General features: G+C 41.7%; 9 protein-coding genes. 8 read left to right on the plus strand and 1 reads right to left on the minus strand.

Annotation, left to right across the window (positions count from 1 at the left end; genetic code table 11):
* Positions 1–240: 240 nt before the first annotated feature.
* From ACEQ81_RS09605 to ACEQ81_RS09620, 4 genes are read left to right on the plus strand one after another with little or no spacing between them, the layout of a single operon-like run.
* Positions 241–2,571 carry a TolC family protein gene (locus tag ACEQ81_RS09605; RefSeq protein WP_411030666.1) on the plus strand — a complete coding sequence of 777 codons (2,331 nt, stop codon included), beginning with the start codon at positions 241–243 and terminating at the stop codon, positions 2,569–2,571.
* Positions 2,572–2,596: 25 nt separating this feature from the next.
* The gene (locus ACEQ81_RS09610) at positions 2,597–3,685 is read left to right on the plus strand and encodes an efflux RND transporter periplasmic adaptor subunit (RefSeq protein WP_411030667.1); all 1,089 of its coding nucleotides are present in this window, start codon (positions 2,597–2,599) and stop codon (positions 3,683–3,685) included.
* Positions 3,686–3,740: 55 nt separating this feature from the next.
* Positions 3,741–6,845 (plus strand): efflux RND transporter permease subunit, encoded by a 3,105-nt coding sequence (locus ACEQ81_RS09615; protein WP_411030668.1) that lies wholly within the window; start codon positions 3,741–3,743, stop codon positions 6,843–6,845.
* A gap of 22 nt (positions 6,846–6,867) precedes the next feature.
* Positions 6,868–7,554, plus strand: a complete 687-nt coding sequence (locus tag ACEQ81_RS09620) for an ion channel (protein ID WP_411030669.1) — start codon at positions 6,868–6,870, stop codon at positions 7,552–7,554.
* Positions 7,555–7,586: 32 nt separating this feature from the next.
* Here the strand turns inward: ACEQ81_RS09620 and ACEQ81_RS09625 are convergent, their stop codons facing one another.
* Entirely contained in the window at positions 7,587–8,543 is a 957-nt protein-coding gene (locus tag ACEQ81_RS09625; protein WP_411030670.1) for an ROK family protein, read from the minus strand.
* 272 nt (positions 8,544–8,815) lie between these two features.
* Here ACEQ81_RS09625 and ACEQ81_RS09630 point away from each other — a divergent pair, with 272 nt between their 5' ends.
* The 4 genes from ACEQ81_RS09630 to ACEQ81_RS09645 all read left to right on the plus strand — a co-directional run bounded on the left by ACEQ81_RS09630 (position 8,816) and on the right by ACEQ81_RS09645 (position 15,174).
* Positions 8,816–9,598, plus strand: a complete 783-nt coding sequence (locus ACEQ81_RS09630; RefSeq protein ID WP_411030671.1) for a universal stress protein — start codon at positions 8,816–8,818, stop codon at positions 9,596–9,598.
* Between the two features lie 19 nt (positions 9,599–9,617).
* Positions 9,618–11,456, plus strand: a complete 1,839-nt coding sequence (locus ACEQ81_RS09635; RefSeq protein WP_411030672.1) for an SLC13 family permease — start codon at positions 9,618–9,620, stop codon at positions 11,454–11,456.
* Between the two features lie 28 nt (positions 11,457–11,484).
* Positions 11,485–13,119 (plus strand): phosphoenolpyruvate carboxykinase (ATP), encoded by a 1,635-nt coding sequence (gene pckA / locus ACEQ81_RS09640; protein ID WP_411030673.1) that lies wholly within the window; start codon positions 11,485–11,487, stop codon positions 13,117–13,119.
* Between the two features lie 234 nt (positions 13,120–13,353).
* On the plus strand, positions 13,354–15,174 hold the full coding sequence (locus ACEQ81_RS09645) for a pyruvate kinase (RefSeq protein WP_411030674.1): 1,821 nt from the start codon (positions 13,354–13,356) through the stop codon (positions 15,172–15,174).
* Positions 15,175–15,187 lie beyond the last annotated feature (13 nt).

Raw genomic sequence — 15,187 nt, forward strand, 5'->3', positions numbered from 1 at the left:
AACAAAGTTGCAGGAGAGCGTTTCATAAGAATTTAGAGATTGAATAGGGATGATTGTTGATTTACGACAACCAAATCTTGTGCTACGTGTATGTGTAGTAATTTCAATAAACGCCTAATTTTTTCAGGACTGATAGTTTCCGATTATGAGCTGAAGGGAACACCTCTTTTAAAGTAATATACCAACCAATGCCCCGGAACATGTTGTACAACATGCCATGGCGTATTAATAAACCGTAGAATGCGTACTAAAAGTTTACTGTTTGTCCTATTTTTGGCATCGTTCTTATTACAGAGCCAAAACACTAAGCGTGTATCTATTGGAGTCCTTATAGACAGTGCTACCACCAAATCTTCTCTATTGTTCGGTCAATTACAGAATGAAATTAGCGCTGTGGTAGGGCAAGACGCCACAATAACTTATAAGGAAGTTTTGGGCAATGGGTTTGATCCGGCCAGGGCCAAAGCCAACTATGAACGCTTTTTAAATGATGATACCGATATCATTTTAGCATTCGGCACCATTAACAACTTAATAATTACGGCTCAGCAATCCTTTAAAAAACCTACTATTTTATTTGGGGCCGTTAATAGTGATATTATTGCATTAGACCCTTCAAAAACCTCATCGGGTATCCACAATTTTACTTTTTTGATTACTTCCCAATCCTATAAAAATGATTTACAGACATTTAAAAAACTTTATGACTTTAAGAAGGTAGGTATTCTGGTAGAGGATTTTTTACCAGATATCATTCCAATAAAAGAAACCTTGGACCGGGAATTGGCAGAATTAGGGGCGTCTTACAAACTAATTCCGTTTGCTAACAGCGCAGATATTAAAAACAATTTGGATGGGGTAGACGCAGTTTATCTCGCGGGTGGTTTTTTTCTAAGTGAAGAAGACATTAAGGATCTGGCTTCCCATTTTATAACACAAGGCTTACCTTCCTTTACCGGTACCAACATAGATGATGTGGTACATGGGATATTGGCGACCAACCAGGCCGAAGAAAACCTAAACCAGTTTTTTAGAAGGGTTGCCTTGGATGTAGAAGCAATAATATCTGGCTCCAATGCGTCAGACTTACCCATATTCATCGACGTCAATTCCAAATTAACGGTCAATTATAATACTGCCGAGCTGGTAGGGGTCCCTATAAAATACAGTCTTATCGCCACTATCGATTTTGTGGGCGACTTCAAGAATGTACTTTCAAAAGAGACCTACACACTGGTGGATGTGATGAAGAAAACTATCGATAGGAACCTCTCATTACAATCCGAAAGAAAAAATATATCATTATCCTCCCAAGACGTAAAATTGGCGGAAAGCAATTATTTTCCCGATGTTTCGGCTTCTGCCAGCGGCACTTACATAGACCCAAAACTGGCGGAAATTTCTGCCGGACAAAATCCGGAGTATCAAACCAGTGGAAATATCACTTTGAGCCAAACCGTGTTTTCCGAAGCCGCCAATGCCAATATTACAATCAATAAAAATTTACAACAGGCCCAACAGGAAAACTACAATGCTGCGGAGCTCGATGCCGTCTTAAACGGGTCTGTCGCCTATTTTAATGCTCTTATCCTAAAGACCAATGTGCAGATACAAGCGCAAAACTTGGAGGTTACCAAGCGAAACCTGCAAATAGCCGAACAGAACTATGAGGCCGGGCAAGCGGCTAAAACCGATGTGCTGAGATTTAGGAGCGAACAAGCACAGAATACCCAAACCCTGGTAGAGGCCGTTAACCAATTGGAACAATCATTTTTTGCCTTAAACCAATTGTTGAATAATCCTATTGACTATGAGATTGATGTGGAGAATGCAGAATTGTCCCAAGAAATTTTTAAGATATATAACTACAAGCAGCTTGGGGGCTTAATAGACGATCCTACCCTTAGAAAGCCCTTTGTTAGGTTTTTGGTGGAAGAAGCAAAAAAGAACGCCCCGGAAATTATGGCCGTAGACTATAATTTGAAAGCCACGGAACGGAGTTTACGACTTAACAGTTCCGGTAGATTTGTGCCAACCGTTGCCCTACAAGGGCAGTACAATAGAAATTTTAATCAATGGGGGGCAGGTGCGATTCCGGAAGCTAGTTTGGATGATAATTATAATGTTGGGGTTAATATTTCTATTCCAATTTTTAGGCAGTACCAACAAAACATAAACCGCCAAACGGCGATCATTCAACAAGATCAGTTAAACATAAACAAGCAAGATATTCAGCTGAACATTGAAAGAAACGTTAACGATGCCGTACTGGCAATGATCAATGAAATTGCCAATATAGAATTATCCCAGGTGTCCGAAGAAACTGCAAAGGAGAGTCTAGAACTTACCCAGACCTCATATTTAAGCGGTGCCGTTCCTATTGTTCAGTTGATAGATGCGCAGCGTAATTATCTGCAAGCACAATTGGCAAAGGCCAATGCATCTTATAATTATTTGTTGAGTTCGCTACAACTGGAACGGATTATAAGTTATTATTTCCTATTGCATACCGAAGACCAAAATCAAGATTTTATACAAAGATTCAACGCCTTTTTGTTGAACGGAAACTAATAGTAAGACTTTTAAATATTGATCGATGAAACATATAAATAGCTTAATTGCACCGCTAATTTTACTTTTTACATTTGTATCATGTGGAGAGAACAATAAGGAGGAGAAAAAAATAGTACGCCCAGTGAGTTATCAAGAAATTGGATATCTGGGGAGCGAAAATACCAGGACCTTTAGTGGAACTTCTAAGACAGACGAGGTGGTAAACCTAACATTTAGAAGCGGAGGTATTATTACTGCGTTCGATATAAAGTTGGGCCAAAAAGTAAAAAAGGGACAACAGCTTTCCAGGCTCGATAATGTTCAGTCTCGTTTAAACTATGAAAATGCCATTTCTAGCCTTAATAGTGCGGCTTCCCAAATGAATACCGCAAAGTTGGCTTTGGATAGGGTAAGATCGCTATATGAAAAGGGGAGTGCGGCACTCAGTGATTACGAGAGTGCAAAAAATTCCTTTCTTACGGCAAAGGCCAGTCATGAGTCCGCTTTGCGAAGCGTTGCCATTCAACAAGACCAGGTAAGCTACGGATATTTACATGCGCCGGCAGATGGCACCATAGCTGCAGTAAATGCAGAGATCAATGAAAATGTAACGGCAGGTCAAATAATTGCAGTCCTTAATGTGAGTGGGGATATGGAAATTAGCCTTGGCCTCCCGGAGAGTATCATTAACAATGTAAATCAGGGTATGCCCGTTGCCCTATCTTTTTCTTCGCTTTCGGGCCAAGAATTTAAAGGCAGGGTATCGGAAGTTGCCCCGTCCGTAGACGGGAACACTTCTACCTATCCTGTTCGGATAATAATTATAGATCCAACGGACGATATAAAATCTGGTATGGCCGCCAATGTCACTTTTAATTTTGGTAATGGTGCAGCCGACAAGAAAGTACTTGTTGCCCCCGCCAAGTCGGTTGGGGAAGACGATAAGGGCAATTTTGTTTTTGTGATTGAATCCGATGACGGAAAAACAGGAACTGCTAAAAAACAGACGGTTACCATTGGAAATTTAACTTCAGAAGGTTTTGAAATTATTGATGGCCTCAATGTAGGGCAAAAAATTGCAACAGCCGGCCTACAGACGTTGTTGAACGGACAAAAAATACGATTGCAATAATACAAATGAGTTTTCCAAAAAGTACATATACCGTTTATAAATAACCCACCGCCACATGAATCTAACCCAATTTTCCATAGAAAAAAATAGAATTACCTATACGGTGCTGGGCGTAATAATCTTGTTGGGGATATCCCTTTATCAATCCCTCTCACGAGACAGCATGCCACCCTATACGATACGTGTGGCCACCGTGGTATCCCAGTTTCCAGGAGCCAGTCCGGAACGTGTGGAACAACTGGTTACGGACAAGATAGAAAAAGTGGTTCAGGAACTTCCCGAATTAAAAGAGGTGAGCAGTACTTCGCGTACCGGGCTCTCCGTAGTTAATGTTACCCTAAAGGATAAGGTAGCCCCTAAAGACCTTCAAAGCGTTTGGGACAGACTTCGTAGAAAACTAAATAGTATGGGGGGCTTACCCAGCGAAGTAACCCCTAATCTAGATGATGATGGCATTGGAGAGGTCTATGGTATTGTGGTGGGGCTAACTGCGGATGGGTTTTCCTATGCGGAAATGAAAGACTACTCGGACGACTTAAAGGACGATCTAATAAAACTACCCAATGCGGCCAAGGTGGAGGTGGGAGGTGTCCAAGCCGAACGGATTTTTGTAGAATTTGATAATGCCCGGTTAAAGGAGTACGGACTTACGGCCAGCAAGCTACAAGGTACCATTACCAGTACCAATATACTTAGTTCCGGAGGGCAGGTAAATGTGGAGAACGAGCGTATTGTACTAGAACCAACCGGTAATTATAATGATCTGGACGATATTAAAAAAACGCTTATTCCTGTCGGCGATGGAAGTCAGGTCGTTTACTTGGAAGATGTCACCACCGTTAGAAAGGGATATATAGATCCGTCCGAACAGATAGTTCAGGTCAACGGGAGAAATGCCATATCCCATCATATTTCTCTAATAGAAGGTGCCAATGTGGTACAGTTGGGCGAGGAGGTAGATGAAGTTATCGCACTTTGGAAAGAACAACTTCCGGTGGGATTAGAAATTAGCAGGCTTTCTTCCCTAGATGTCTTTGTAGACGAAAGCATTGTTAATTTCATAAATAACCTAATGCAATCCATTGGTATTGTGCTGTTGGTTATGCTGGTATTTTTAGGGTTTCGCACAGGTTTCATCATTGCCAGTTTGGTACCTATCGTTACCATTACCACCCTAATGGTAATGGGTATTATAGATGTAGGGCTAAACCAGGTTACCCTGGCAGCGTTAATTATGGCGTTGGGTATGATGGTAGATAATGCCATTGTAGTCTCAGAATCTATCATGGTAAAAATGGAACAGGGCATTGCCGTTAAAAAAGCGGCAATAGACTCGTGCTCAGAACTGTTTACGCCTTTGTTGATTTCTACCCTTACTACCTCCGCGGCCTTTTTGTCGTTTTATTTGGCGGAGTCCATCATGGGGGATATTACAGGGCCAATTTTTGTGGTAATCACCATTGCGCTGGTATCTTCATGGATCATTTCCCTTACGGTAATTACCCTGTTTTGTTTTTTGTTCTTAAAGATCGATGTAAACAAAAAAGCGAGCATCATAGACCGAATGATCGGCAGTCTCAAAAAATACTATAAAGACCTAATTCTTTTTGCACTTTCGCGTAAAGCATTGGTGTTAATTGCAATTTTCGGCCTCTTTATAGTCTCTTTATGGGGCTTTACCAAAATAGAGTTTTTGTTCTTTCCGGATAGCGAAAGAAATATGATTACAGTCGATATTAACCTACCACAAGGCACCAAGATTGAACGTACCCATGAATTGGTAAACGAAATGGAGGTGTATATAAAAGATTCCTTACAGGTTAACGAATCGCGCCTAGATGGTATAGCAGATTGGTCTTCTTATATTGGAGAAGGACCATCGTCTTATGATTTAGGATATAATCCTGATGAACCCAATTCTAGTTATGCACATATTCTTGTAAATACCTCTACAATGTTAGCGAACCAACCGATGATAAACAAGTTGGATGCATTTGCGTTGCGGAACTTTCCGGATGCCGATATCAAAGTAGGGCCTTTGGGTGCTGGAGGAGGAGGAACACCCATCGAAATAAAAGTACAGGGCAAAGACCCGGATCAGCTATCCATACTTGCAGAAACTATAAAACAAAAATTGGTGACCTTGCCCGGTACCAAAAATATAAAGGACGATTGGGGCCCAAAAAGTAAAAAGTTTGTTATCGATATTGACCAGAACAAGGCCCAATTGGCAGGGGTTACCAATCAGGATATCGCTACTTCGTTACAAACTGTGCTAGATGGATTTAATACAGGTTCTTACCGCGAAGACGATAAATCGATACCAATTTTAATGAGGGCCAATGACAGTCAGCAACAGACCTTGGAATCCTTGGAGACTTTAAATATCTATTCCCAGAATTCTGGTAAGAGTGTGCCTTTGTTACAGGTGGCCACCATAGTTCCACAGTGGCAGTATACCAAAATAAAACGTTTAGATTTAGACAGGACCGTCAACGTTTCCAGTGAAATTACAGATACTGGAAATTCTGCGGCAATCATGGCGCAAATGACCCCTTGGCTGCAGGAACAGACAGAAAGCTGGCCTGCCGGATATGGATATCAACTGGGCGGAGATGCCAAAAGTACCAGTGAGAATATGGGCGCGGTGATATCTTATTTACCCTTATCGGGTTTTATTATTCTCATGTTACTGATCATACAGTTTAACTCTTATAGAAAAATGCTGATGGTGACCTTAACCATTCCATTGGCAGTCATAGGGGTCGTTATCGGCTTATTGAGCTTTCAGGAACCTTTTGGTTTTATGCCTTTTCTTGGGGTTATTTCCCTTGCCGGTATTGTTATCAATAACGCCATTGTACTTATAGACCGTATAGAAATAGAGATAAAATCCCGCAATAAGGTTCAGGATGCTGTTATCGCTGCCTGCCTGCAACGATTTAGGCCTATCTTATTGGCAACCTTCACCACGGTACTGGGACTAATCCCGCTGTATTTGAGTGGAGGGGAAATGTGGGAAGGAATGGCGGTCAGCATTATGGTAGGACTGCTGTTCGGTACTGTAATAACACTGGTATTTATTCCGTCCTTTTACAGTGTACTTTATAAGGTAAATTACGAGGGATATATTTTTGACGAAAAACTGTTATCGGAGTAATAACCCCCGATACATTCTAGTTATGAAAAGATTGGAAGAAATACAGGAATGGTTATATGAAAACCGATTTGGTCTTTTCTTTTTTACCCAAATAGCCATACTTTTTGGTTCCTTGGTTTTTCCTGAGACCCTTTTCGAAGAACGGTTAATGCCCATGCTTTTTCTGCTGAACATTGCTGCAGGGATACTACTTATATCCCAGAAGAAAAGGCTGATGTGGATATTTATTATATTATTTATTGGGGCCGCCATTGTCTTTGGCAATAGCATGGTAGATCGTATCCAAACCGATTCTTTCCAGTTTGTAAGAATGGGTATATATTTTATCTTTTATAGCGTGGTAACCCTAGAGATTATCAGACAAGTTTGGCAGGCCAAGTATGTAAACAAGAATGTAATCTTAGGACTTATGAGCGGGTATATATCCCTTGGTCTTATCGCATTTTTTTTGTTCCTCAGCATAGAACTTGCCAGTCCGGGATCTTTTGAAGGTATGTTGATGACCGGTAGCAGTTTTGCAACCCGGATGGATTCATTGTTATACTATAGTTATATCACCCTACTTACCATAGGCTATGGAGAAATTATTCCGGTTACCCAAGTTGCACAGAAAGCGGCTATCCTAACCGGTTTGGCAGGTCAGTTTTACCTCGTGATAATTACGGCCATCGTGGTGGGTAAATTTATAGGTCAAACTAAAAAGAAATAGCGCTTAGAATTATAGGGGAATCTATACTACATCTACCGATAATCTTCCCAAATTAAGGCTGCAGCTCCACTAATCGCGGTTGTCTTCGGTGGTAGCCCAGATCTAAGGAGTTTTACTTTTCCTTTATAAACGTCCAAAAGGTAATGTTCAAATTGCCTTTGTAAGGGTTCCCATATCCATTTACCACTGTTTATTAAACCACCCATAAGGAAAAACGCCTCGGGTTGTGTAAAGGCGGTAAAATTGGCCAATGCCAACCCCAATATATCCGCGGTATATTCAAAGGCTTTTAAAGCAATAGGATCGCCCTCTTCCGCTGCTTGCGTAATGTCTTCCCCGTGTAAATCGTTATATGAAATAGATCTAAACTTACTCTCGTCCATATGCTTGCTCAACATATAAAGAATAGTACGCTTTAGTCCGGTTGCCGAAACATAGGCTTCTAAACCTCCTTTTACCCCTAAACCGGTTACCCGCCCATCTCCCAAGGTCATATCCACATGCCCCAATTCGCCGGCGAAACCATCATACCCGTCTATGAGCTTACCGTTGGCCACTATTCCTGCACCGAACCCCGTTCCCAAGGTAATGGCAATAAAATCCGTCATTTCCTTTGCATTTCCAAAGAGCATCTCGCCCAAGGCAGCCGCACTGGCATCGTTCATAATTCGCATGGGCATGGGCATCTTTTCCTGTAGTCTTGCCAATATGGGAACCGTTCCTTTCCATACCAGATTGGAAGCGTTCTCAATGGTACCATTTCTACTAGAGGCATTAGGCGCTCCAATACCACAGCCCAATAAATGTACGTCTTTCGGTAGCCTTGTGGTGAGCTCATGGACACTCTCCTGTACTTTATTCAGATAAACGGTAAGGTCGGGATATTCGCGTGTTCGGAAATATAAGGACTCCAAACACACGCCTTCTTTGTCTACAAGTCCAATTTTTGTTTTTGTACCCCCAATATCGATGCCCACAACCAAATCCATAACCTATTCTAACTTAAGTCCTTTTAAAGATAATCATATTCGTTGTTTAAAACCGAGTATTTAACGCTTTCGAAAAGTGTTGATCCACACTTAACAATTACTTAAACTAACAGTGATCATAATGACCATGGTACACCAACGACCACATTGTAAATTACGGGAAGTATAAACCCTAGGTACATGATAATTATCATGTTTCCTAAAGTCCATGGATATTAATTTTACTTCAAATTAGTCAGGTAAACAAATTTTATAATTTAAAATGAGCAATTATGGATAAGATATCTCGCGTATTGGTCCCGTTCGATTTTTCGGAAGCAGCAAAGACAGGTTTGGATTATGCCGTAAACTTTGTTGAGAAACACGATGACATGGAAATAGTACTTTGCTATATTGCAGAGGATCCCGATCATCATATTCTGGCCGCAGAATTTGAAACTACACAAATAAACTATCACAACAAGCTTAAGCTACCAATGACCTGGGTATTGGGCCAAGATGGTTTAACCTCGTCCATTCTCGGAATACAAAAAGAGAAGGATATAGATCTTATTATTATGGGAACTTCGGGGATTAAAAGTTTGGACATAGCAAACACCCATACGTCCGAATTGGTTTTGGAGGCAGATTGTCCGGTCATTGTAGTTCCGCAAGATGCTACGACTTTTAATTTAAAACAAATTGGATTGGTATTGGGACCCAATGAGATTGATGACCCAAAGGTACTTGTTGCCCTGCTCGATATATCCAGGAAGTTCAATGCTAAAGTACATATCATTACAATAGAAAAAGAACCCAATTCGTATGGCTATACTGCGGCAGATGAAAAGAACGAGAATATACTTCAATATTATTTGGAAGGGTTTTACCAAGACCATACGCTGATCGTTAATCCGGATGTGCGCGAAGGAATTTTGAATTTTGTAAGCGAAAAGGATTTGGATATGATCGCCATTTTACCTAGAAACCATACCAAAAAGAGTGCTCCATCCAAAGGTTTGTTAACCAAGGAGTTAACATTGCACAGTACAGTACCTATTTTGGCTATTGATTAATCCGTTTAAGGAAAACCCTATGTTGGCCGTACTCATCATTTTGGTGCTTACCATTGCTTTGTTTATTTGGGGGAAATTTCCTCCGGATGTGGTGGCCCTAATATCTATGCTTACTTTATTCCTTGTAGGCGTGTTAGATTTAAATGAAACCCTAAGTGGTTTTAGTAACCCAACCGTAATTATGATTGCTGCATTGTTTATTATTGGCGAGGGTCTTTCCAGAACGGGGTGGACAGCTTTGGCAGGACAAAAATTTGTCTCATGGGCAGGTAACAGCATTCCCAAACTTTTGGTCATTATTACTTTAGGCTCTAGCTTACTTTCCGGTTTTGTTAGTAATACGGGTACTGTAGCGGCTCTACTTCCGGTTACGGTTTCCGCAGCATGGAATGCAGGCACCCTTCCCTCCAAATTGCTAATGCCCATCGCTTTCGGTTCCAATACGGGTGGACTGTTGACACTTACCGGAACGCCTCCCAATATTATTGCCAGCAATACCTTGGTAGACAATGGTATGGCCGGATTTTCGTTTTTTGAATTTGGTTTGATCGGCTTACCCTTATTGATAATTGGTATAGTGTATTTCCGATATGTCGGCTATCGATTATTACCAAAAAATGCTTCTAAAGATCGCCCGTTGAACATCGATACCGAAATGTCTAAATGGATAAAAGATTACAGCATAGGCGATCATGTATATCGTTTCCGGATACGTTCCATGTCTCCCCTAATAAATACGAAGTTGAGCGATTGGAATTTTGAGGAAAATGACAAGGTATCGGTAGTTCGATTAAGAAGACGCCATCCTAATCGTTTTAAGCGGGTAGCTCCGTTTGTAGAATTTCCAACACCGGATACGGAAATGCGCTACCACGATATCCTTACGGTAAAAGGTAAAACTGCCAATATAGACCAGTTTATGGTAAAATTTAAGTTGGGAATGATTCCTTTTCCACATACCAATGGGGAACTAAAAGAAGAGCTTATAAACCAGGAAGTTGGACTGTCCCAAATGATCATCACCCCAAATTCTGCTTTCGTAGGTCGTACCATTCCTATGGGTAAATATTTGGAACAGGCCGGCATACAGCTGCTGGGCGCCTCTAGGAACAATGCGCCTATTTCCGATACCCTTATTACCGTAAAACCGGGAGATGCATTTGTTATTCGGGGATCATGGGAAGCTATTGAAGGGTTGCAAAGTGCTTATAAGCATGTGGTTATCTCCGGTAGCCCCGAGGCCATGTCCAAGAACGTGGATACCCTAACACCTAAATCCTATGTAGCCTTGGGGACCCTTATTTTAATGATTGTTTTGTTGGTGTTTAATATTGTCCCCGGGGCTATTGCTGCCCTAAGTTGTTCCGGAATTCTTATGCTAACAGGTTGTGTACCCGTGGCCAAAGCCTATAAAGGAATAAGCTGGACCAGCGTTATTATGATAGCTGCTATGATTCCTATGGGGGTGGCCTTACAAAAAACAGGAATTGCCAATATGGTCGCCATGGGGTTGGTAGAATATCTCGGCACCATACATCCCGCGGTGCTCATGGGGGGTATTTTTCTATTGACCGCCGCATTCAGCCAAACTATAAACAACTCGGCCACAGCGGTACTTATGGCACCCATAGCACTTATTGCAGCTACCTCCTTGGGTGTTTCTCCCAAGCCTTTTATGATTGCCGTTGCCATAAGTGCCAGTACTGCATTTTTAACGCCTGTTGGTACCACCACGAATGCAATGGTCATGGCCGCTGGCAATTATAAATTTTTAGATTATGTAAAAGTGGGAGCACCGCTGTTACTGTTATTTTTTATTACCTCGGTACTATTGGTGCCGTTGATTTGGCCTTTTTAAATTTTTATTAATCTAATACAGGAATACTATGGAAATTATGTCTAAACCACCCAAAAATACAGATTTGGGGAAATATGGAATTACAGGAGCCACCGCGCATTGGAATTTGGACCCCAAAACCCTACAACACATTACCGTTGAAAAGGGTATGGGTGTTGAAAGTGATAACGGAACCCTCTGCATAAACACGGGGAAATTTACAGGAAGATCACCCAAAGACCGCTTTTTGGTAAAAGATGATTATACAAAAGACAAGGTTTTTTGGAACAGAACCAATAAAGCATTGCATCCGGATAACTTTCAAAAATTATACGATGAGGTGGTAAAGTACCTATCTGGAAAAGAGATATACGTACACGATGCTTACGTAGGCGCTGCTCCGGAATACAGGCTTAACGTGCGCACCGTTACCGAATACCCGTGGTCTAACCTTTTTGTACACAATATGTTTCTTCGACTCGCTGAAGAAGAAATCGAAAATTTTTCGGAAGATTGGCTTGTTCTGTGCGCTCCGGGTTATGAGGCCCCAGACCCCAAGGCAGTAGGGATAAGGCAGGGTAATTTTTCCATCCTCGATTTTACGCGTAAGGTGGCTTTGGTAGGCGGATCTGCGTATACTGGAGAAATGAAAAAAGGAATTTTTTCGGCCTTAAACCTAATACTTCCCATAGAACGCAACGTACTTCCCATGCACTGTTCGGCCAATGTTGGTACGGATGGTGAAACTGCCATTTTCTTTGGCCTTTCCGGAACCGGTAAAACAACATTATCAGCAGACCCTGAACGTAAATTAATAGGGGATGATGAACATGGGTGGACGGCCGAAAACGTTATTTTTAACTTTGAAGGAGGTTGCTATGCCAAGGCAATAGACCTATCGGAAGATAACGAACCCGATATCTATCGGGCTATACGTCCGGGAGCACTTCTAGAGAACGTTGTCTTTAAGGAAGGAAGTAAGGAAGTGGATTTTTCGGATACCTCTATCACTCAAAATACTAGAGTAAGCTATCCAATACATCATATAGACAATATTGCCGAACCTTCCTATGCCGGTAATCCTAAGAATATATTTTTTCTTACCTGTGATGCCTTTGGTGTTTTACCACCCATATCAAAACTAACCCCGGGGCAGGCCGCTTATCATTTTATATCGGGTTATACTGCCAAAGTTGCCGGAACCGAGGCCGGAATTACCGAGCCAGTACCTTCATTTTCCGCTTGTTTCGGCGAACCGTTTATGCCACTCCACCCAACGGTCTACGCAGAAATGTTGAGCAAAAAAATGACCGAGGCCGGGGTAAATGTTTGGCTTATCAATACGGGATGGAGCGGTGGCCCCTACGGCGTAGGTTCGCGTATTAAATTGCGCTATACCCGTGCCATGATTTCCGAAGCCATGAAGGGTAATCTTAATGATGTGGATTATGAAGTACATCCTATTTTTGGGCTGCATATGCCCAAATATTGCCACAACGTACCTACCGAGATGTTAGACCCACTAAATACCTGGCTTCAAAAAGGGGCGTACATTAGTAAGGCAATTCAATTGGCACATTCATTCCATCTAAATTTTGATAAGTTTATCAATCAGGCATCCGATGAAATTATGCACGGCGGACCGCTAATTGATGCCCACCAGATCATAGATCATAATATTTAGTGTACTGCATTAGTCCGGGATGGTTTCTGTATCGGAAACCGTTTCGGGCAATTGTTGTCCCTATGATCATTTGTTTATTTCAAGAAGCTTGTAAGGCGTGGTCGACTAGGGATAATTCAGTATTACCTTTTGGTTAATTGATATGGATAGGGGTTATTTTACCTCACATTCTTTGTACTTTTAATCAATTGGATTTGCCCCAACTTTTTTGGGCAATGGTATAATGTTATCTATATGAAAATTAAGGAAGAAAAAATAAGGGAGCTTATTGCCCAACTCGAAACCATTCTTACGGCATTGCAAGATAAGGAAGAGGAGGCGGAGGAAGTTTTAAGCCATATTAATGATGAATATCAAAAAAGTGCCCTAAACCTAATTCACTACAATACTTTTAGAACTTTCGACTTAAGAAGCACGCAGAAAAAACTACGGAATCTAGGGCTTACCCGTTTGGCCAATGCGGAGGGACATCTGAAGGCGAGCCTTGTAAAGACCAGGTTTATTCTTTACAGTCTGCTGGGAGATAGCCCTATGGTACCCATCAAATCGGGTCTATCCATCAAAAATGGAAAAAAGTTATTGGCAAAGCGCACCAAAGAGCTTTTGGGGTATCGTTCCAAAGGCAGAAGGGTACGCATTATGGTAACCCAACCTGCACAGGCCGCCCAGGACTATGAGATGGTCTATGATATGGTGCGTAATGGTATGAACTGCGCCCGCATAAACTGCGCGCACGACAGTCGCGAAATTTGGGAAAAAATAATTCGAAATATTAAGAAAGCAGCTACGGCACAAGGCAAGAATGTAAAAATAGCAATGGATTTGGGAGGCCCTAAGATAAGGACAGGAGCCATAGCCAAAGGACCAAAAGTGAGGAAATTTACCCCTGTGCGCGATGAATCGGGAAATATTGTTAGTCCGGCCCTGATACTGTTGGTGCCTCAAATTACAGAAGATTCTGAGCCTAATACCATAGCAGTGGCTTCCGAATGGCTAGGGCAATTGAAAGAAGAAGATCAACTGATACTTACCGATACAAGAAATAAACTTCGAAAGCTCAAAGTGGTAAAAGTAACGGGGGCACAGGTTTTGGCACATTGCTACGAAACATCTTACATAGGCACAGGAACAGTGGTATCCAATACACGGAAAGATGTTGAGGAGTGCGCAGTAGGGGAGCTACCGCCGATAGAAAGAGCTATTCTACTAAAGATAAACGATATCTTAACGATTACCAAAGCTGATATTCCAGGACAGCCCTCTGAGTTTGATGAGGACGGAAACCTGTTGAAAGGCGCTCATATTTCCTGCCAGTTGCCTGCTATTTTTAATCGATTAAAAGAGGGGGACCAAATTGTATTCGATGATGGTAAGATAGAAGGTCATATAGAAACTATGCACCCAGATTATTTTGAAGTGCGTATAACAAGGGCCAAGGAAAAAGGTTCCAAGCTTAGGGCAGAGAAGGGAATGAATTTCCCTACCACGGATTTAGGCATCAGCGGGCTTACAGAAAAGGACAAAATTGATTTGGAATTTGTGGCAAAACATGCCGATATCGTTAACTATTCCTTTGTAAACTCCAAAGAAGATGTGGAGCTACTGTTAACCGAACTAAAGAAATGGGACGTGGTGAACAAGCTTAGTATTATTCTTAAAATAGAAACCCGCTTTGCTTTCGATAATTTGGTAGAGATATTGTTAACGGCCATGCAGGTAAAGCAGATAGGGGTAATGATCGCTAGGGGAGACCTTGCCGTTGAAACCGGGTGGGATTCTATTGGCAAGGTACAGGAAGAAATGTTATCGCTTTGTGGTGCGGCCCACATTCCGGTGGTGTGGGCAACACAGGTATTGGAAAGCTTGGCCAAAAAAGGATTACCCTCCAGATCTGAGATTACCGATGCCACCACCTCCCTAAAAGCAGAATGCGTAATGCTCAATAAAGGCCCTTATATAACGGAGGTTTTGCAATTACTGAACAAGATACTATCGGAGATGGAACGTTTTCACGAAAAAAACGAGACCATGTTACCAAAATTGGAGAAGTTGTAGCCAAACAATTGGC

The organism is Spongiimicrobium sp. 3-5 (genome assembly GCF_046557915.1).
Taxonomy (GTDB): Bacteria; Bacteroidota; Bacteroidia; order Flavobacteriales; family Flavobacteriaceae; genus JBHEBG01.